Here is an 18,774-nt window from a genome sequence, read left to right as displayed (position 1 = left end):
ATGGCCATCGCCGAGTCCCATGGACGGCTTGTAGCGTGCCGAACACAGGCCCATGGCCGCCGGCGCCAAACACCTATCTCAAACAATCATCGCACTTACATAAAAAGCACAAACAAAAACCGGGGCACAAGGCCCCGGTTTCTGGTCACACCACAAGCGTATCAGACACGCTCGAATACGGTAGTGATGCCCTGCCCCAGACCGATACACATGGTCGAGACACCAACAGTACCGCCATTCTGCTTCATCACGTTCAGCAGGGTGCCGGAAATGCGGGCGCCGGAGCAACCGAAGGGGTGACCCAGGGCGATCGCGCCGCCGTGCAGGTTGACCTTGGCTTCCATCTTGTCCAGCAGTTTGAGGTCTTTCAGCACAGGCAGGGCCTGGGCAGCAAAGGCTTCATTCAGCTCGACAAAATCGACGTTATCCATGGTCATGCCAGCGCGCTTGAGCGCCTTGTGCGTAGCCGGGACCGGACCGTAGCCCATGATCGCCGGATCAACACCAGCAACCGCCATGGAACGGATAACTGCCATCGGCTCAAGACCCAGGGCCTTGGCCCGCTCGGCAGACATCACGATCATGCAGGAAGCGCCGTCGGTGATCTGTGAAGAAGAACCGGCTGTCACGGTACCACCCTTCGGATTGAATGCCGGCTTGAGGGCCGCCAGGCTTTCCAGGGTGGTTTCAGGACGGATGGTCTCGTCTTCGGTGAACACTTTCAGGAAACCGTCAGCATCGTGGCCGTGCATCGGGATGATTTCATCCTTGAAGCCGCCATTGATGGTCGCCTTGTGCGCCAACTGGTGCGAACGCAGGGCAAACTGGTCCTGCTGCTCACGGGTAATGCCGTGCATCTTGCCCAGCATTTCCGCAGTCAGACCCATCATGCCGGACGCCTTGGCAGCGTACAGAGACAGGCTCGGGTTTGGATCAACGCCGTGCATCATGCCGACGTGGCCCATGTGCTCAACACCACCGACGACGAACACATCACCGTTACCGGTCTGGATCGCCTGAGCAGCAGTGTGCAGCGCGCTCATGGACGAACCACACAGGCGGCTCACGGTTTGCGCTGAGCTGGTGTGCGGGATCGGCGTCAGCAGGGAGATCATGCGGGCAACGTTCCAGCCCTGCTCCAGGGTCTGGTTTACACAGCCCCAGATTACATCTTCCACTTCTGCGGGATCTACTTTCGGGTTACGTGCCAGCAGACCGGTGATCAGGTCGGCAGACAGGTTCTCGGCACGTACGTTACGGTACATGCCACCCTTGGAACGGCCCATCGGGGTGCGGCCGAAGTCGACAATAACGACGTCTCTCGGATTCAGGCTCATAGATTCACTCTCGCTCTGTGCGTTCCGCGGTTAACCGAAGAATTTCTGGCCGTTCTTGGCCATTTCACGCAACTTTTCAGTCGGCGCGTACATGGGACCAAATTCGGCGTACTTGTCTGCAATGGCCACAAACTCAGCCACACCCAGGGTGTCGATGTAGCGCAGCGCACCACCACGGAAGGGCGGGAAGCCGATACCGTAGATCAGACCCATATCAGCGTCTGCAGCGGTTTCGACAATGCCGTCTTCCAGGCAGCGAACAGTCTCAAGGCACAGCGGAACCATCATGATCTCGACGATTTCCTCATCAGTGAACTCGCGGTTCTCCTGAACGACTGGCTTGATCAGCTCATACGCCTGCGGATCAACAACCTTCTTCGGCTTGCCCTTCTTGTCTGTTTCGTACGCGTAGAAGCCCTTGCCGGTCTTCTGGCCCAGACGGCCTTCTTCGTACATCACGTCGGCTGCAGTGCGCACTTTCTCAGCCATACGATCAGGGTAACCTTCAGCCATCACGTCACGACCGTGGTGACCGGTATCCAGGCCTACTACGTCAAGCAGGTAAGCCGGGCCCATGGGCCAGCCAAACTTTTCCATGACCTTGTCGACGCGCTGGAAGTCTGCACCCATGTTCACCAGGCGAGCAAAGCCGCCGAAGTAAGGGAACAATACGCGGTTGACCAGGAAGCCCGGGCAGTCGTTAACAACAACCGGGGTCTTGCCCATCTTCTTGGCGTAAGCAACGGTAGTGGCAATCGCCTTCTCGCTGGACTTCTCACCACGGATAACTTCAACGAGCGGCATCATGTGCACGGGGTTGAAGAAATGCATACCGCAGAAGTTTTCCGGACGCTTAAGCGCCTGGGCCAGGTAAGTGATGGAGATGGTAGAAGTGTTGGAAGCGATGATCGCATCTTCACGCACGTGACCTTCCACCTCAGCCAGCACAGCGTGCTTGACCTTGGGGTTTTCTACCACGGCTTCCACGACGATATCGACATTGCCGAAATCACCGTAAGACATGGTCGGACGAATCGCATTCAGCGCAGTCGCCATCTGATCAGGCTTCATGCGGCCCTTGGCAACACGGCTACCCAGCAGCTTGGACGCTTCGTCCAGACCCATCTGAATGCCTTCCTCGCGAATATCCTTCATCAGGATCGGCGTGCCCTTGGAAGCAGACTGGAAAGCGATACCGCCACCCATGATGCCTGCACCCAGTACCGCAGCCAGCTTCACATCAGCGGCTTGCTTGTCGTACTGCTTGGCTTTGCTCTTCAGCGCCTGATCGTTCAGGAACAGACCAACCAGCGCCTGAGCAACAGAAGTCTTGGCCAGCTTGGCAAAACCAGCGGCTTCGATTTCCAGCGCCTTTTCGCGGCCATGGGCAGCGGCTTTCTGGATAGTCTTGATCGCTTCAACCGGAGCCGGGTAGTTCGGGCCAGCCTGGCCAGCAACGAAACCTTTAGCGGTTTCGAACGCCATCATCTGTTCGATGGTGTTGAGCTTGATCTTTTCCAGCTTGGGCTGACGCTTGGCCTTGAAGTCCAGCTCGCCACTGATGGCGCGCTTGACCAGATCCAGAGCAGCAGCGTGCAGCTTGGCGTCTTCAACAACCGCATCAACCGCACCCATTTTCAGGGCCTTGTCGGCACGGTTCTCGGAACCGCCACAGATCCACTCGATAGCGTTATCAACGCCGATCAGACGTGGGGTACGTACGGTGCCGCCGAAGCCAGGGTAGATACCCAGCTTGACTTCCGGCAGGCCGACCTTGGCACTGGCGGCCATGACGCGATAGTCACAGGCCAGGCACATTTCAAAACCGCCGCCCAGCGCCATGCCGTTAATGGCAGCAACTGTGGGGACGTTAAGGTCTTCAAAGGCGTTGAAGATCTGGTTGGCTTCCAGGTTGCCAGCAACCAGGTCAGCTTCGGGCAGTTGGAAAGTATCAACGAACTCGTTGATGTCGGCGCCGACAATGAACACGTCTTTGCCGCTGCTGACGATAACGCCCTTGACGCTGCTATTGGACTGAATGGCCTCGACGGCAGCTTGCAGCTCCGCCAGGGTGGCACGATTGAACTTGTTGACAGACTCGCCCTGCAGATCGAACTTCAGCTCGACGATGCCGTCTTCAAGGGCTTGAACCGTGATGGCTTTACCTTCGTAAATCATCAACTGATCTCCACGCTATGAAAGCACTTGAGAAACACCTTCCCGGAACAGGCTGAATCTATGATGCAGCCTGACAACCCGGAGGATGCCATGATGGTTCCCGGCGATAGTTTGTTCTGGCCAGGCCAGAAAAATTCATACGCTTGTTTGATTCGGGTGCGCACACCTTCGTGCAAATCGTCGCTGTTGTCAATCAGGCGGGGCTGTCAGCGGCATTCAAGCATGCGATTTTTTGATCTATTTCCTTTCTAAAACAAAAAGATAATAAAGAAATCAATAAACAACATAACATCCGAACGAGATAGCCATTTGCTGCTATGGCTGGGTCGCTTCAGGCAGCAGTGCTAATGCTTTATCCAGCTCCATCAAAGGTTCTAGCGTCTGCGGCTCTATCCAGAACACCAGCACCGAGAACGACTGCCGATCAATCCGGCGAATGCCCTCGGGGAGCGCATCCAGCACCGGCTGAGCACCCGAACTCTCCGGGCTGCCCAGTAACCAGGTCCAGCCGGACTCGGTACGCTGGCAACTGAACTCCTTGCTCATGGGGCAGCGGGTGAGCGATTTGCGGTAACCCACGCAATGCTCCAGAAGCGGATTGTGATCGGCCTGCAATTGCCTCTCTACCCGGAAGCCAAGCTTGCGCGCCTCCTCTCGTAACCGCTGGATATGCATGATGCGCCCACGGGGCATCAGCTTGAACAGGTTGGCTACCAGTATGGCCGCCACCACCCCGACGATGATCCAGCTCATAAGGACACGCAGCGGTACCAGGCCGCTTGCTCGGGATGCTGGACTGGCGCGCAAAGACTGTTACTATCGAACGGAAAAACAGGAGAAACCTGCATGCTCTACTCTCACGTGTTGGTCGCCGTAGATCTTATAGATGAATGCCGAGCGGTTGCCGACCATGCCATGGCTCTGGCCAAGGCACTGGATGCCCGACTGACCCTGCTGCATGTTGTCGAACCCCTGGCTATGGCCTACGGCGGCGATGTACCCATGGACCTGTCCATGCTGCAACAGCAGCAGTTCGAGCAAGCCCGCGAACGGATGACGCTGTTTGCCAACGATTATTCACTGCCGGAAGAGCAGATGCAGATCGCCTTTGGCCATCCGCGTCAGGAGATCCATCGTGTAGCTACTGACCAGCAGTGCGATTTGATCGTCGTCGGCAGCCACGGCCGTCATGGCCTCGCCCTGTTACTCGGCTCTACCGCGAACGACGTACTGCACGGCGCGCCTTGTGATGTTATTGCGGTGCGGCTGGCCAAAAAGAAGAAAGGCTGAGCGCTGGAGCGAAGCTGCAAGCTTGAATCTGGGGGCAGCCGCCAGACACCCACCTTTTCTTTGAATATTTAAACCCAAAGTCAAAATGGATCCCCGCCTTCGCGGGGATGACGTTGTTGAGACGGCGCGATTTATTACTCAAACCATCTTATTGCTCATACCGTCGCTCAAACCGTCACCGCCACCCAAAACCTCGTCATTCCCGCGAAGGCGGGAATCCAGGCGGAGGTTGGCTGCACCGCTCCCCACGCCCACAAAGTACAGTCCCGATTTACCCCCCAATGAATCCGGAAGTTGGCTTGGATGAACTACGCACCATCTCCTAACCGCCAGCCATATCTTCCAATTCCGCCCAGCGCTCCATCGCCTTGTCCAGTTCAGCCTGTTTGGCCGCCATGGCATCCAGTACCGAGGTCGTTTTTTCCATGGATTGCTGATAGAACGCTGGATCATTGACCTTGGCCTGAAGGGCCGCCAGTTCAGCTTCCAGCTTCTCCATCACTGCAGGCAATCCGTCCAGCTCTCGCTGGATTTTATAGCTCAATTTGACTTTGGCTGGTGCTGCGGCGGCTGGCTCTGCTGCAGGTGTCGGCGCAACTGCGGGTGCCGCTTCAGCAGGTGTATCCGCTGCCATGGCCTTGGAGTCCCACTCGGCCAGCATTTCAATCTTGCCGCCCTGGCGCAGCCAGTCGGCGTAGCCGCCCACGTACTCACGCACATTGCCGTGACCTTCGAATACCAAGCTGCTGGTAACCACGTTGTCGAGGAAGGCCCGGTCGTGGCTGACGATCAGCACGGTACCGTCAAAGCCCGCCAGCACTTCTTCCAGCAGTTCCAGGGTTTCAACATCCAGATCGTTGGTCGGTTCGTCCAGTACCAGCATGTTGGCTGGCTTGCTGAACAGGCGTGCCAGCAGCAAGCGCGCACGCTCACCGCCAGACAAAGCCTTGACCGGCGTGCGCGCACGCTCCGGTGAAAACAGGAAATCGCCCAGATAGCTGATCACATGGCGGCGCTCGCCATTGATCTCGATAAAATCGCGACCTTCGGAGATGTTGTCGATCACCGTGGCTTCCAGATCAAGCTGTGCGCGCAACTGGTCAAAATAGGCCACTTCCAGCTTGGTGCCGTGCTTGACGCTACCACTGGTGGGCTCGAGCTTGCCAAGCAGCAACTTGAGCAGCGTGGTTTTGCCGGAACCGTTGTTGCCGATCAGACCGATACGGTCGCCGCGCAGTACGTTCAGATTCAGGTTACGTACCAATGGCACGTGGCCCGGCCAGGCGAAGCTGACCTTGTCCAGTTCGATCACCCGCTTGCCGGAAGAGTCTGCGGTTTCCAGCTGGAAACTGGCCTTACCCTGGCGCTCAAGGCGCTGGGCGCGCTCGTTGCGCATTTCCTTCAACGCTCGCACACGTCCTTCGTTACGGGTGCGGCGCGCCTTGATGCCCTGGCGAATCCAGACTTCTTCCTGGGCCAAACGCTTGTCGAACAACGCGTTAGCCGTGGCTTCTGCCGCCAGTTGTTGCTCCTTATGCTCGAGAAAGCTCAGGTAACCGCCCTGCCAGTCGATCAACTGGCCGCGGTCCAGCTCCATGATGCGCGTCGCCAATGCCTGCAGGAATTGACGATCGTGGGTGATGAACAGTACGGCGCCGCGGAAATCCAGCAGCACCTGTTCCAGCCAGGCGATAGTGTGAATATCAAGGTGGTTGGTAGGCTCGTCGAGCAGCAGCACATCCGGCTCTGAAACCAGCGCCTGGGCCAGCAATACGCGTCGACGCCAACCGCCAGAGAGCTCCGACATCTTCTTCTCGGCCGGCAAACCCAGTCGCGTCAGCGTGGTTTCAACCAGTTGGTTCAAACGCCAACCGTCTTTCGCCTCAAGACGCTCCTGGACTTTCTCCAGACGCTCCAGCTCGGCCTCGCCCATTTCGCCGTGGACCAGATGGTGGTATTCGGCAAGCAGATCACCCACGCCAGCCAGACCGGCGGCAACCACGTCGTACACCAGGCTGTCGTCGGCCTTGGGCAATTCCTGCGGCAGTTGCCCAATCTTCAAGCCGGGCGCGTACCAGATCTCTCCCTCATCACTGTTTTGCTCGCCGTTGAGCAGCTTGAACAGGCTCGACTTGCCAGCACCGTTACGGCCGATCAGACAGACGCGCTCACCCCGGTCAAGCTGAAAGCCGACCTTGGATAGCAGTGGATTCAGGCCATAGGCCAGGGAAACATCGGTAAATGAAAGCAGCGCCATAACACACCTTTTAATTAATCAGGGCGGCATTCTACCTGTTGCGGCGCAGCGCTGCCCGTACTTTGCATGACGCCCCTATGCCCCTAGCAGACAAACCGCTAAACTCGGGCCATCTGGATGTGCCGAATCGCAGCAGTGCAGTATCGATCCCACGCCTTCACCATTCTATTAATGGCCCTCGGGTCAGGATGAACAATGCCCTTTAAGCAATTGAAAAAAATAAAGTTAGCAGCCGGCCTTATTCTTACTTCGCTGCTGGCCAGTCAAAGCCTGCATGCCGATACGCTGCAGCAACGCCAGCAATATGATCAAGCCATGGCCGCGCTCAAGGGCGGCCAGATGCAGCGCTATGAAACACTTAAAAACCAATTGCGCGACTACCCGCTCTACCCCTATCTGCTTCTCGAAGCACTTCAACAACGTGGCAATGCGGTCAGCCACCAGGAAATGCAGAACTTTTTTGTCGCCCATGGCGATTTACCGACGGCCCAACGTCTGAAGAATGACTGGCTGCGTCGCCTCGCCCGCGACGGCGAATGGCGTCAGTTGAATGAAAACTATGACACCCACAGCCAGAATGCCGGCATCGACTGCCAGATCACCTTCCAGCGCTGGCGTGAGGGCAATCAGGTTGAAGCCATGCAGCGCGCCCAGGAGCTATGGACCGTAGGCCGTTCGCAGCCCAAGGATTGCGATCCGCTATTTGACCGCTGGCGCGCTGCCGGCGGCCTGACTGAAGATGTCGCCTGGGCCCGTATTCGCGAAGCGCTGCTGTACCGGCAAGACGCCCTCGCCCGCTATCTGACCCGCTACCTGCCCAGCCAGAAAGCGCTGGCCGAACTCTTCGTCGATACCGCCACCAAGCCGCAAGGTCTTAACCAGTTTGGTAACTTCCGCCCTGGCGCGGGCAAACCTGCCGAAAAGCTGGCAGACATTGCCGCCGTATCGCTGCGCCGCATGAGCCGTGACGATCCGGCCACCGCGATGGCGCTCTGGCCGAATTATCGCGACCTGCCCTACAAAGAAGCCGATCGCCTGGCAATCACCCGCGACATCGGTACGCGCATGGCCCGCCGGCACAACCCTGCGGCGCTGCCGTTTATGGCTGCCAACGATCCGGCAATGAAAGACGACCAGATCAGCGAATGGCGTATCCGCCTGGCGCTGCGCAGCGGTCAATATGACACCGCCCGCACGCTGACCAGCAGCATGCCCGAAAGCATGCAGGAGCAGAATCGCTGGCGTTACTGGAAGCTGCGCAGCCAGCAACTGGCGCAGCCGGAAGTCGGTGAACTGGTGACTGAATATGCCAGCCTGGCCGAGCAGCGCGATTTCTACGGCTTTCTGGCCGCCGAACGTAGCAACAAGCCCTATGCACTGAATCACACCCCTGCGCAGGTGGATCCCAAGATCTTCAGCAAGGTCAGCAATACTGGCGGCATCCGCCGCGCACGTGAATTCTTCGCCCGCGGGCAGATCGTCGACGCGCGCCGTGAGTGGTACCACGTCGCTCGCTTTTTCAGCCGCGAGGAAATGATCGCTCAGGCAGTCATGGCCAAGGATATGGAATGGTACTTCCCGGCGATTCGCGGCATCAGCCAGGCGCAGTATTGGGATGACCTGGATATCCGCTTCCCCATGGCCTATGAAGACTCGATCCGCGCACAGGCACAGGCGCGCCGGCTTGGTTCTCCGTGGGTCTACGCCATTACTCGCCAGGAAAGCGCCTTTATGGCCGATGCGCGCTCCCACGCCGGCGCTATGGGCCTGATGCAGCTGATGCCAGCCACCGCCCGGGAGACCGCGCAGCGCTATGGTATCAACCTGCGCAACCCGAATGACGTGCTGATTCCCGAGCGCAACATCGCCCTGGGCACGGCCTATCTATCCCAGTTGCACAATCAGTTTCAGGGTAATCGGGTACTGGCTTCGGCCGCTTATAACGCCGGCCCTGGCCGCGTACGCCAGTGGACGCGGGATATGCAGCCGCTGCCATCAGACATCTGGATCGAGACCATTCCCTTCGACGAGACCCGCACCTACGTGCAGAGCGTGCTTAGCTACGCGGTGATCTATGGTAACAAGCTGGGCATTCAGCAGCCGGTGATGGAACAACACGAGCGCTACCTGGACCGGCGCTGAAACGCGCCTGAGTCCAGTAGTTTCCGAAGCTACTCCTTGAGTAGCTTCAGACGCTCGCGAACCACCTCAACCAATTGGTCGGGCTGGAACTTGGAGAGAAAGCCATCACAGCCGACCTTCTCGACCATGGCCTTGTTGAAGTTGCCTGACAGCGAGGTATGCAGCACCACGTACAGATCCTTCAGGCGTGGATCCTTGCGGATTTCCGAGGTCAGACGGTAGCCATCCATCTCCGGCATTTCCGCATCGGTAATCACCATCAGCAGTCGTTGTGAGATATTTTCATCTTCGTCAGCCCAGGCCTGCAGCTGGCGCAACGCACGCAAGCCATCGGTGGCCACATGCATCTTCAGATCCAGCTGTGACAGGGTCTCGCGCAGTTGATTGATACCCGTCGGCGAATCGTCCACCAGCAGCACTTCACGGCCGCGAGCCTTGTTCAATAGCTCGTCATCCAGCAAACCTTCGCTGACCTTGGCATTGAACGGCACGATTTCCGCCAGCACCTTCTCCACGTCGATAATTTCTACCAGACGCTGATCATCCAGACGGGTAATGGCAGTCAGGTAATGCGTGCGCCCTGCCCCGCGCGGCGGCGGCTGCACAGAGTCCCAGTTAAGATTCATGATGCGATCGACGCCACCGACCAGAAACGCCTGCACCGAGCGATTGTATTCGGTGATGATGATGGTGCTGTCCGGCAACGCCTGCTGCGGGCGCATGCCGATAGCACCGGAAAGATCAATTACCGGTAGCGTCTGGCCACGCAAATGGATTACACCGGCCACGTGCGGGGCACGCTGAGGCATTTGCGTCAGCCGGGGTAACTGCAAGACTTCGCGGATCTTGAATACGTTCAGGGCAAATAGCTGATGACCAGCCAACCGGAACAACAGAATCTCCAGCCGGTTTTCACCGACCAGACGCGTTCGTTGGTTGACGGTATCCAGAACTCCAGCCATGGAAAGCCTCGCAGTTGAAATGACAGATTAACTTCTAACTCAGGCTTTCAGCCCAGTCCAAGGTTATCTGCCATTTCAGTAGATTCTGAAGGGCTGCACTGCATTTAATAGCCGGATTTAAAACTCGCTTAGTAGTAAGCGTTTTCTTTCACGGTGTGGTCAGTCACATCACGCACAGCGGTAATTTCCGGAATGCGCTCGACCATGGTTTTTTCGATACCCTCTTTCAAGGTCACATCGACCATGCCACAACCCTGACAGCCGCCGCCGAATTGCAGAATGGCGACGCCATCCTCAACCACGTCGATCAGCTTGACCTCGCCACCGTGGCTGGCCAGCCCGGGATTGATCTCGGTCTGCAGCAGGTAGTTGATGCGCTCGTTCAGCGGGCTGTCGGCGTTTACCATCGGCACCTTGGCGTTGGGCGCCTTGATGGTCAGCTGGCCGCCCATGCGGTCGACCGCGTAATCCACTACCGCATCTTCCAGAAAGGGCTCGCTGACCGAGTCCAGCCAGACGTTGAACGGCTCCAGCGGGATCATGCGGTCTTCGGGCTTTTCTTCACCGGGCTTGCAGTAGGCGATACAGGTTTCAGCATAGGGCGTACCCGGCTGAGTAATGAAAACGCGGATGCCTATACCGTCAGTATCCTGCTTGGAAAGCAGATCGCCCAGGTATTCCTGCGCCGCGGTTGTCAACAAAATGCCTGCCATGAATTGCCTCGTACTCAATGACTTTAATGCCGCTAGTGTACGGGATTGCACTCGGCGAATAAAGTCCTACCTTTCCACTAGGTTATTTCCCCTGCTTACAGATAGCCAAGCGCTTGGCGTTCAGTGTGCGCCGCGCATCTGTTAGAATGGCGGGCTTTCCGTGTGTCTTACCCGTGTGTAACAGAGTCCGGAGTATTAATGTCTGCGCAACAGTCTGATCGCAACGCCCGCCTGAACGCCCTGAATGCTGCCCTGCGTGAGCGCATTCTGATTCTTGATGGCGGTATGGGCACGATGATCCAGAGCTACAAGTTCGAAGAAAACGACTTCCGTGGCGAGCGTTTTGCCGACTGGCCGTCGGACTTGAAAGGCAACAATGATCTGCTGGTGATTACCCAGCCAGACGCGATTGCGGCCATGGAAAAAGCCTATCTGGACGCCGGCGCAGACATCATCGAGACCAACACCTTCAACTCCACCAGCGTCTCGCAGGCCGACTACGGCATGCAGGAGCTGGCCTACGAGCTGAACCTGGAAGGTGCACGCCTGGCCCGTCGCGTATGCGATGAGAAAACCGCTGAAACGCCGGATCGCCCACGCTTTGTCGCCGGCGTACTGGGGCCAACCAGCCGCACCTGTTCGCTGTCGCCCGACGTGAATAACCCCGGCTACCGCAATATCACCTTTGATCAATTGGTTGAGGACTACATTAACTCGACCAAAGGTCTGATCGAAGGCGGCGCCGACCTGATTCTGATTGAAACCATTTTCGATACGCTGAATGCCAAGGCGGCGATCTTTGCCGTGCAGGAAACCTTCGACCAGTTGGGCGTGGAACTGCCGATCATGATTTCCGGCACCATCACCGACGCCTCCGGCCGGACCCTGTCAGGACAGACTACCGAAGCCTTCTGGAACTCGGTGTGCCATGCCAAACCGATTTCCGTGGGCCTCAACTGCGCGCTGGGCGCCCGCGAACTGCGGCCGTATCTGGAAGAGCTGTCCGACAAGGCTGGCACACATATCTCCGCTCACCCGAACGCTGGCCTGCCGAACGAGTTCGGTGAATACGACGAAATGCCCGAGCAAACCGCGGCGATCATTGAAGAGTTTGCCCAGGCAGGCTTCCTGAATATTGTTGGCGGCTGCTGTGGTACCACTCCGGCACATATCGAAGCGATCGCCAAAGCCGTCGCCAAGTATCCGCCACGCGCCATTCCGGACATCCCCAAGGCCTGCCGTCTTTCCGGCCTGGAGCCGTTCACGATTGACCGCAACTCGCTGTTCGTCAACGTTGGCGAGCGTACCAACATTACCGGCTCTGCCCGCTTCGCCCGGCTGATCCGTGAGGACAACTACACCGAGGCCTTGGAAGTCGCGCTGCAGCAGGTCGAAGCCGGCGCGCAGATTATCGACATCAACATGGATGAGGGCATGCTGGATTCGAAGAAGGCGATGGTCACCTTCCTCAACCTGATTGCCGGCGAGCCGGATATCTCCCGCGTGCCGATCATGATCGACTCGTCCAAATGGGAAGTGATCGAAGCCGGCCTCAAGTGCATCCAGGGCAAGGGCATCGTCAACTCGATCTCCATGAAGGAAGGCGTCGAGCAGTTCAAGCAGCAGGCGCGCCTGTGCAAGCGCTACGGCGCCGCCGTGGTGGTCATGGCCTTTGACGAACAGGGCCAGGCCGATACTGCCGCGCGCAAGCGCGAGATCTGCAAACGCTCCTACGACATCCTGGTCAATGAAGTCGGCTTTCCGCCGGAAGACATCATCTTCGATCCGAACATCTTCGCCATCGCCACCGGTATCGAAGAGCACAATAACTACGCCGTCGACTTTATCGAGGCCTGTGCCTATATCCGTGACGAACTGCCCTACGCGCTAACCTCCGGCGGCGTGTCCAACGTGTCCTTCTCGTTCCGTGGCAACAACCCGGTGCGTGAGGCGATCCACTCGGTGTTCCTGCTGCATGCGATTCGCAATGGCCTGACCATGGGTATCGTTAACGCCGGCCAGCTGGAAATCTACGACGAGATCCCGAAGAAACTCCGCGATATCGTTGAAGACGTTGTGCTCAACCGCACACCCGGCGGCACCGATGCGCTGCTGGCCGTAGCTGATGAATACAAGGGCGACGGCAGCGTCAAGGAAGCGGAAAGCGAAGAATGGCGTGGCTGGGACGTGAACAAGCGCCTGGAGCACTCGCTGGTAAAAGGTATCACTGCGTTCATCATCGACGATACCGAAGAAGCCCGTCAGCAATGCGCGCGCCCGATTGAAGTGATCGAAGGGCCGCTGATGGCCGGCATGAATATCGTTGGCGACCTGTTCGGCGCCGGCAAGATGTTCCTGCCGCAGGTGGTCAAATCTGCCCGCGTGATGAAGCAGGCGGTCGCGCACCTGATTCCCTTTATCGAGCTGGAAAAGGGCGACAAGCCCGAAGCCAAGGGCAAGATCCTCATGGCTACGGTCAAGGGCGACGTGCACGATATCGGCAAAAACATTGTTGGCGTCGTCCTCGGCTGTAACGGCTACGACGTGGTCGATATGGGCGTGATGGTGCCAGCGGACAAGATCCTCAAGACCGCGATTGAAGAAAAGTGCGACATCATCGGCCTGTCCGGCCTGATCACTCCATCGTTGGACGAGATGGTCCACGTCGCCAAGGAAATGCAGCGCCAGGGCTTTACTCTGCCGCTGATGATTGGCGGCGCGACTACTTCCAAGGCGCACACAGCAGTGAAGATCGAGCCGCACTACAAGAATGATGCGGTGATCTACGTCACCGACGCCTCGCGCGCTGTGGGTGTAGCCACCAGCCTGCTGTCCAAAGAGATCAAGCCGGACTATATCGCCAAGATCCGTGCGGATTATGAAGTGGTGCGTGAACGCACCGCTAACCGTAGCGCCCGCACCCAGTACCTGAGCTACGAGCAGGCCAAGGCCAACAAGCTGCAACTGGACTGGGATAACTACCAGCCTCCGGCACCTACGTTTACCGGCATCAAGACGCTGGACGATATCGACCTGGCGCAACTGGTCGAATTTATCGACTGGACGCCGTTCTTTATCTCCTGGGATCTGGCCGGCAAATACCCGCGCATACTTGAAGATGAAGTGGTCGGCGAAGCCGCGCGCAGTCTGTTCTCCGATGCCCAGGCCATGCTCAAGCGCATGATCGACGAAAAGCTGATCCGCGCCAAGGCGGTGCTCGGCTTCTGGCCGGCCAATCAGGTCAACGATGACGATATCGCCCTGTTCGATGAACAGGGTAAAGACCTTGCCACCCTGCACCACCTGCGCCAACAGGGCATCAAGCCGGACAACAAGCCCAGCCAGTCACTGGCCGATTATGTCGCGCCCAAGGCTTCAGGCAAAACCGACTACGTAGGCGGCTTTATTACTACCGCAGGTATCGGTGCCGAAGAATTGGCCAAGGAATACGAAGCCAAGAACGACGATTACAACGCGATCATGGTCAAGGCCCTGGCCGACCGTCTGGCGGAAGCCTGCGCAGAATGGCTGCACCGTGAGGTACGCACCCGTTATTGGGGGTATGCTGGTGATGAACAGTTGGATAACGACCAACTGATAAAGGAAAAATACCAGGGTATCCGCCCTGCCCCGGGCTACCCGGCCTGCCCGGACCATACCGAAAAGGCCACGCTGTTCAGCTTGCTGGATCCCGAGCAGAACTGCGGCGTGACCCTGACCGAAAGTTTCGCCATGTTCCCGACCGCAGCCGTCAGCGGCTGGTACTTCTCGCACCCGGAGTCGAAATATTTTGCCGTGGGCAAGATCACCAAGGATCAGGTCGAGTCGTATAACGAGCGCAAAGGGCAGGAACTGAGTATCACCGAGCGCTGGTTGTCGCCGAACCTGTCCTACGACAATTGATCCGCTGACTTGACCGACCGCCAGCCTGTGCCATGATGCGCATAGGCTGGCTTAACAAAGAGGCAATGATGAGCGACCCGCACAAGCAAGAAAAGCCGGAAGGCATGACTCTAAGGGAAACCCTCTCCAGTGTGCTCTGGGCAGCTCTGGGGGTGCATAGCAACAAGGCACGCGAGCGAGATTTTACCAAGGGTAAGCCCTCGCACTTCATCATTGCCGGCGTGCTTTTCACGCTGCTGTTCATACTGATCATTTTTGGCGTGGTGAAAGGCGTGCTGCATCTGGCGGGTATCTGAAACGCATCCGGCCAGCGCAAAAACAGGCTGGCCGGATGGTGAAAACTTGGATTTGAACGGTGCTGAAACGCTTCATCAGTAAAGCGTGAGATCGAACTTGGCTATTAGCTATTGCTGACCCAGATCACCGCAGTAATCACCGCGATCAAAATCAGGGCGACGGCAGCAAAGGCATCAAGGTGACTGTCAGTGTTGGACGTTTCCTGCAGGTCGTGTTCGTTCATCATGGCGATCCTTTTAATTGTTATGGGCACAGACGCACTAACGTTAAGCCTGCCCGTGCCTGCCTGTCAAACCCCGAAATGCGCTTTTATAGGAATGAGTGATATGCACAGCCGGTAATGTGTAATTTGAATATAAACATATAGATAAACATTCCTTTTGTGCATATTGAAAATTTGCTATCTTTCCGCCCTTACCTACTTGCCCAATCGGCTGGCCGACGCTGAATTCAACGCGCGCCGCCCGATCACCATTCAACAGGTTGTCTGAATGTATATTTATGACGAGTATGACCAACGGATTGTCGAGGAACGCGTCCAGCAGTTCCGCGACCAGACCCGCCGCTACCTGGCTGGCGAGCTGAGCGATCCCGAATTCCTGCCCCTGCGTCTGCAGAACGGTCTCTACGTTCAGCGCTACGCGCCCATGCTGCGCGTGGCCATTCCCTATGGCCTGGTGTCTTCCACGCAGATGCGCAAGCTGGCGTTTATCGCTCGTGAATACGACAAGGGCTATGCACACTTCAGCACCCGTCAGAACGTACAGTTCAACTGGCCCGCGCTGGAAGATGTGCCGGACATTCTCGCTCACCTGGCTGAAGTGCAGATGCACGCGATCCAGACCAGCGGCAACTGCATCCGTAACACCACCACCGACCAATTCGCCGGCGTTGCCGCAGATGAGCTGGTCGATCCGCGCCCCTGGTGTGAAATCATCCGCCAATGGTCGACCTTCCACCCGGAATTCGCCTTCCTGCCACGCAAGTTCAAGATCGCCGTCAACGGCGCGACCGAAGACCGTGCAGCCATCGGCGTACACGACATCGGTCTGAATGTGGTCAAGAACGACGCCGGCGAAGTTGGCTTCCGCGTACTGGTTGGTGGCGGCCTGGGCCGTACGCCCATGGTTGGCAGCGAAATCAACGCGTTTCTGCCCTGGGAGCACCTGCTGACCTACCTGGACGCCATCCTGCGTGTGTACAACCGCTATGGCCGCCGGGACAACAAGTACAAGGCGCGGATCAAGATTCTGGTCAAGGCGCTGACGCCTGAAGTGTTCGCCGAAAAGGTCAACGCTGAATGGGCGCACACCAAAGATGGCCCCGCTACCCTGACTGAAGAAGAACTGCACCGCGTAGCCAAGCATTTCAGCGCCCCTGCCTACGAGCAGTTCAGCGGTGACGATGCCGACTACCTGGCCAAGCGTGAAGCCGAGAAAGGCTTCAACAACTGGGCCATGCGCAATATCCAGGCGCACAAGGTACCCGGCTACGCTGCCGTTACCCTGTCACTCAAGCCCACCGCTGTGGCCCCCGGTGACGCCACAGACAAACAGATGGACGCCGCCGCCGAACTGGCTGACCGTTTCAGCTTCGGTGAACTTCGCGTGACCCACCAGCAGAACCTGGTGCTGGCCGACGTTCGCCAGGCCGATCTGTACGCCCTGTGGGAAGCAGCCAAGGAGCAAGGTTTTGCCACGCCGAACATCGGCCTGCTGACCGACATTATCTGCTGCCCCGGTGGCGATTTCTGCTCGCTGGCCAACGCCAAATCTATCCCGATTGCCGAAGCTCTGCAGCGCACCTTCGATGATCTGGATTACCTGCACGATATCGGCAATCTGGACCTGAACATCTCCGGCTGCATGAACGCCTGTGGTCACCACCACGTCGGCCATATCGGCGTACTGGGTGTGGACAAGAAGGGCGCCGAGTTCTACCAGGTGTCCCTGGGTGGCAACAGCGGCCGCAACGCCGCTATAGGCAAGATCCTCGGCCCGTCCTTCGCCGCCGAAGAGATGCCCGCGGTAGTGACCAAGGTGGTCGATGTCTATCTGGAACGCCGCACACCAGAAGAAGATTTTATCGACACCTTCGAGCGTATCGGCATGGACCCCTTCAAGGAGCGTGTATATGCAGCAACTCATTAAAGGCGACGCGCTGATCAAGGAAACCTGGCACCTGATGCCAGCCGAGACCACGCTCGAAGGGCTGAGCAACAGCGACGACCTGATCGTACCGCTGAACCTGTGGCTCGATCACTCCCACGCCCTGAAAGCCCGCGACGGCGGCCTGGGTGTATGGCTGAACAGCGATGAAGAAGTGGAAGCCATCGCTGATGACCTGGAACACTTCCAGGTCATCGCCCTGAACTTCCCAGTATTCAGCGACGGCCGCAGCTATTCCAACGCGCGCCTGCTGCGTGACCGCTACGGTTACAAGGGTGAAGTCCGCGCTATTGGCGATGTGCTCCGCGACCAGCTGTTTCTGATGAAACGCTGCGGCTTTGATGCCTTCGTGATCCGCGAAGACCGTAATGCTGAGGAAGCGCTGGAAAGCCTCAAGGACTTCTCTGAGGTTTATCAGGCTGCTACTGATCAGCCGTTGCCGTTGTTTCGTCGGCGGGCTTGAGCTGTACTGTGCTAAAGCCGGGGCGCCCTGCCCCGGTTGTTTTGCCCCTCTGCTGAAAAATCTCTATCTCTCTGTAAGTCCAAGACCATTATCAGCTTCGACTAAGGTCCTGCGCAAAGCGCTTGGCAATCCCAGCCAAAACATAGCAATATGCTAGCAACTGCTCACACGCAGTCCCTCTTCGGTGGCACGGATGCCCTACTTTTCTTTTCAGGCTTCCTCTCCCTCCACCTGACGGCTCTTTGTGTAGCTCGGTTCTCATGGAGTTATATCGTATGCGGCTTAACGTGCAGACCAAATCTGGAAAAGGATGCGTAACATGCTGATCGCCCTTAGAAATACTCCGGTTACCTTCTGTATGTCATGCCGCGTATTAATATCGCGCTCGATCTAATCACTGTTAGATTTTTCAATATACAAAGGAGATAACGAATGGCCGATGATTATCCGTATATGGTTTCAAACAACAAAATAAAGCCGATAATTGAGGCTATTCATAATGCAGCTAAGCCACCCAAGTTTTCACATGAATTCCTAAAGCAAATTGGATTTAGTAGCTCTAACGATAGAGCGGTCATACCCTTATTCAAACGGCTAGGGTTTTTGACAGACAGCGGCACACCTACGACTTATTATGACGATCTGAAGGACACGACCAAGCGCTGGTCGGCTTTAGGGGCGAGAATTAAAGATTTATATTCAGACCTGTATGCGATAAACACCAAAATTCATGGCGCTACTGAGGATGAAGTGAAGGGTGCCATGTCGCGAGTCACAGGAAAAGACGCTAAAGCTGTAGGGAGATATTATGCTACGTTTAAAACGTTGTGTGATATGGCTAAGTTTGACAGTGCCGCGAAGGCAGCAACGGTCCACAATCAAGAAGATGATCTTGATAAAGAAGATAAGCCGAAAAATGGAAATATGGATAAACCTGTGATCGCTGGAGGTCAGCCAGGCTTTCACTACAATATTCAAATTCATCTTCCGGCGACAACTGATATCTCGGTATACAATGCAATATTCAAGAGCTTAAAAGAAAATCTGAACATATAGGCTCAGGT

Annotated in this window: 14 protein-coding genes; 7 read left to right on the top strand and 7 right to left on the bottom strand. The window is 57.1% G+C overall.

Annotation, left to right across the window (positions count from 1 at the left end; genetic code table 11):
- Positions 1-161 precede the first annotated feature (161 nt).
- The 3 genes from fadA to DT594_RS14590 form a co-directional block, all read right to left on the bottom strand.
- Positions 162-1,337 (bottom strand): acetyl-CoA C-acyltransferase FadA, encoded by a 1,176-nt coding sequence (fadA, locus tag DT594_RS14600; protein ID WP_149333352.1) that lies wholly within the window; start codon positions 1,335-1,337, stop codon positions 162-164.
- 30 nt (positions 1,338-1,367) lie between these two features.
- Positions 1,368-3,515, bottom strand: a complete 2,148-nt coding sequence (gene fadB, locus DT594_RS14595) for a fatty acid oxidation complex subunit alpha FadB (protein WP_149333351.1) — start codon at positions 3,513-3,515, stop codon at positions 1,368-1,370.
- Between the two features lie 315 nt (positions 3,516-3,830).
- Entirely contained in the window at positions 3,831-4,268 is a 438-nt protein-coding gene (locus DT594_RS14590) for a hypothetical protein (RefSeq protein ID WP_149333350.1), read from the bottom strand.
- A 93-nt stretch (positions 4,269-4,361) separates the two neighbouring features.
- On the opposite strand from DT594_RS14590, the gene DT594_RS14585 reads away from it, so the two are divergent.
- Entirely contained in the window at positions 4,362-4,805 is a 444-nt protein-coding gene (locus DT594_RS14585) for a universal stress protein (protein ID WP_096347298.1), read from the top strand.
- A 322-nt stretch (positions 4,806-5,127) separates the two neighbouring features.
- Here the strand turns inward: DT594_RS14585 and DT594_RS14580 are convergent, their stop codons facing one another.
- Complete coding sequence (locus DT594_RS14580; protein WP_149333349.1) at positions 5,128-7,062, bottom strand: ATP-binding cassette domain-containing protein; 1,935 nt, start codon at positions 7,060-7,062, stop codon at positions 5,128-5,130.
- A 195-nt stretch (positions 7,063-7,257) separates the two neighbouring features.
- Here DT594_RS14580 and DT594_RS14575 point away from each other — a divergent pair, with 195 nt between their 5' ends.
- Positions 7,258-9,204 (top strand): transglycosylase SLT domain-containing protein, encoded by a 1,947-nt coding sequence (locus DT594_RS14575; RefSeq protein WP_149333348.1) that lies wholly within the window; start codon positions 7,258-7,260, stop codon positions 9,202-9,204.
- 29 nt (positions 9,205-9,233) lie between these two features.
- Here DT594_RS14575 and DT594_RS14570 read toward each other — a convergent pair whose 3' ends face one another.
- Complete coding sequence (locus DT594_RS14570) at positions 9,234-10,166, bottom strand: chemotaxis protein CheV (RefSeq protein ID WP_149333347.1); 933 nt, start codon at positions 10,164-10,166, stop codon at positions 9,234-9,236.
- Between the two features lie 128 nt (positions 10,167-10,294).
- The gene (gene nfuA, locus DT594_RS14565; protein ID WP_096347302.1) at positions 10,295-10,879 is read right to left on the bottom strand and encodes a Fe-S biogenesis protein NfuA; all 585 of its coding nucleotides are present in this window, start codon (positions 10,877-10,879) and stop codon (positions 10,295-10,297) included.
- A gap of 198 nt (positions 10,880-11,077) precedes the next feature.
- Between nfuA and metH the strand changes: the two genes are divergently transcribed.
- The gene (gene metH, locus DT594_RS14560; RefSeq protein WP_149333346.1) at positions 11,078-14,782 is read left to right on the top strand and encodes a methionine synthase; all 3,705 of its coding nucleotides are present in this window, start codon (positions 11,078-11,080) and stop codon (positions 14,780-14,782) included.
- Positions 14,783-14,850: 68 nt separating this feature from the next.
- Positions 14,851-15,078 carry a DUF2970 domain-containing protein gene (locus DT594_RS14555; RefSeq protein WP_096347304.1) on the top strand — a complete coding sequence of 76 codons (228 nt, stop codon included), beginning with the start codon at positions 14,851-14,853 and terminating at the stop codon, positions 15,076-15,078.
- Between the two features lie 104 nt (positions 15,079-15,182).
- Here DT594_RS14555 and DT594_RS19155 read toward each other — a convergent pair whose 3' ends face one another.
- Positions 15,183-15,305: a hypothetical protein gene (locus DT594_RS19155; protein ID WP_281290913.1), complete on the bottom strand. Its 123-nt coding sequence runs from the start codon at positions 15,303-15,305 to the stop codon at positions 15,183-15,185.
- A 265-nt stretch (positions 15,306-15,570) separates the two neighbouring features.
- Here DT594_RS19155 and DT594_RS14550 point away from each other — a divergent pair, with 265 nt between their 5' ends.
- The 3 genes from DT594_RS14550 (at position 15,571) to DT594_RS14540 (ending at position 18,766) form a co-directional block, all read left to right on the top strand.
- The gene (locus DT594_RS14550) at positions 15,571-17,229 is read left to right on the top strand and encodes a nitrite/sulfite reductase (RefSeq protein WP_149333345.1); all 1,659 of its coding nucleotides are present in this window, start codon (positions 15,571-15,573) and stop codon (positions 17,227-17,229) included.
- Complete coding sequence (locus DT594_RS14545) at positions 17,213-17,710, top strand: DUF934 domain-containing protein (protein WP_149333344.1); 498 nt, start codon at positions 17,213-17,215, stop codon at positions 17,708-17,710. The genes DT594_RS14550 and DT594_RS14545 overlap by 17 nt, the downstream gene beginning before the upstream one ends.
- 432 nt (positions 17,711-18,142) lie before the next feature.
- Complete coding sequence (locus tag DT594_RS14540; protein ID WP_149333343.1) at positions 18,143-18,766, top strand: DUF5343 domain-containing protein; 624 nt, start codon at positions 18,143-18,145, stop codon at positions 18,764-18,766.
- The last annotated feature ends 8 nt before the right edge of the window (positions 18,767-18,774 follow it).

This window comes from Halopseudomonas laoshanensis (assembly GCF_008365385.1).
Lineage (GTDB): Bacteria > Pseudomonadota > Gammaproteobacteria > Pseudomonadales > Pseudomonadaceae > Halopseudomonas > Halopseudomonas laoshanensis.
Note: the sequence above shows the minus strand (reverse complement) of the source record. Positions and strands in the feature narration are given on the sequence as shown.